This is a genomic window from Pseudomonas sp. AGC41 (genome assembly GCF_057334555.1).
Window position 1 is genome coordinate 1 of the sequence record NZ_JBHFJB010000068.1, and the last position, 1,671, is coordinate 1,671.

Genomic DNA, 1,671 nt, shown 5'->3' on the forward strand with positions numbered 1-1,671 from the left:
CGGCAAAGCCCAGTGCCTGGTCACCGAATACCGCTACGACAGCCAACACCGCCTGATCGGCCACACCAGCCCGGACGGCAACGAAACGTCCTACCGCTACGACGCCTTCGGCCGACGCATCGAAAAGACCGTGGACGGCCAGACCACCGAATTCATCTGGCAAGGCGACCAGCTCATCGCCGAAAGCAGCGACCACCATTACCAAAGCTACGTCTACGAACCCGGCACCTTCCGCCCCCTCGCCCTGCTCGAAGGCCAAGGCCCGCAAAACGCCACGCCGTTCTACTACCACAACGACCACCTCGGCACACCGCAGGAACTGACCAGCCACCAGGGCGAAATCGTCTGGGCGGCGCGTTACACCGGCTACGGCAAACTCAGCAAACTCGCCCACGGCGCCAGCAAACAACTGAACCAACCGCTGCGGTTCCAAGGCCAATACCACGACCTGGAAAGCGGCCTGCATTACAACCGGCACCGGTACTACAATCCGGACACGGGGCGGTACCTGACGCCTGACCCGAGCAAGCTGGCGGGTGGGCTCAATGGCTACCGGTACACCCTGAACCCGACGGGGTGGGTGGATCCGTTGGGGTTGGACGATTGTCCGGGAGATGGATGTAAGAAGCCGGCGGTTGGGGAGCAGGATCCGGCGGCTAAGGTTGGGGTGGATGAGGGAGAGCCGGCGCTGCCCAAGCCGACCACCGAAGAGTTGGCTGAAAAAGAAGTGAGGCGTCTAGATAGGGAACAAAGCATGCATATGGTTGGTAAACATAGCCCTGCGGTTTCAGATCAAGTGTGGAAGCGGCGTGCAATAGATGGGACAGACCCGTTAAGCGGCAAAACCCCATGGCATAAGAAGGGTAATCCTAGTTCGAGATTTTACAGCTGGGAACTTCAGTTAAAAGCCTATGAAGCATTAATTGCAAAGAAAAATAATGGTCACAAATTATTAATAGATAAAAGCGGAAGCAAGTATATACGGGCAGATTTCCAGGTGCGGGAGAGGGCTACATCCCAAACCCTAAAAATCCAAGCGACCCGAAATTGGTAACAATGAATCGAATAGAAATGAAGTTTGATCGAGACACCGAAGTTCCATTTACACTCTACCCAATTAAATAGGATAAAACAAAGTGATCGACCCTAGCACTGGCCAACCATATCTACCCACGCCTGCGTATTTTTTGGGATGTTTTGATATCTACGATCGGGAGGAGACACTAGGGGAAGAACTGGCAAAATTTGACCCTAACAACCCAACGGATCGAGAGTTCCTAATCCTAAATTATTCGCTGTCTAAGCGCTGGAAAATAACGCATAGACAAAAGTTTGCACTGTACAAAAGCTTAGAGGAAGCATTGCACGACGGTAGTTATGATTTTCAGGCTTTATTAGAACATGACTGCCAGGAATGCTCATCACTCCCCTGCGGATGGGACACAATGGATAATCCCAGGGCTTTTTTTGAAGATATATATAGATTGGCGACTGCATTATGGGCAGACGATCTAAAAAAAGCAGAAACCGAGGACCAATCTACTTGGGATTACATATAGTCGCTTATATCTCCGAGAGAGTTCCTTACCCCACTACAGGTTTGATTAACTGGCCACCCCATCGACAGATTCGCTCTCCGTGGCGAGGGTGCTTGCTCCCGCTGGGTCGCGA

At 52.5% G+C, this 1,671-nt stretch carries 2 protein-coding genes; both read left to right on the forward strand.

The annotated features are described in order from the left end of the window. Nucleotides 1-1,054 (forward strand): RHS repeat domain-containing protein (locus ACE04F_RS13175; RefSeq protein WP_486107276.1); only part of this gene is annotated, 1,054 nt, incomplete at its 5' end. 82 nt (nt 1,055-1,136) lie between these two features. Next, nucleotides 1,137-1,559, forward strand: coding sequence for a hypothetical protein (locus ACE04F_RS13180; protein WP_486107277.1), 423 nt, complete (start codon nt 1,137-1,139; stop codon nt 1,557-1,559). Nucleotides 1,560-1,671 lie beyond the last annotated feature (112 nt).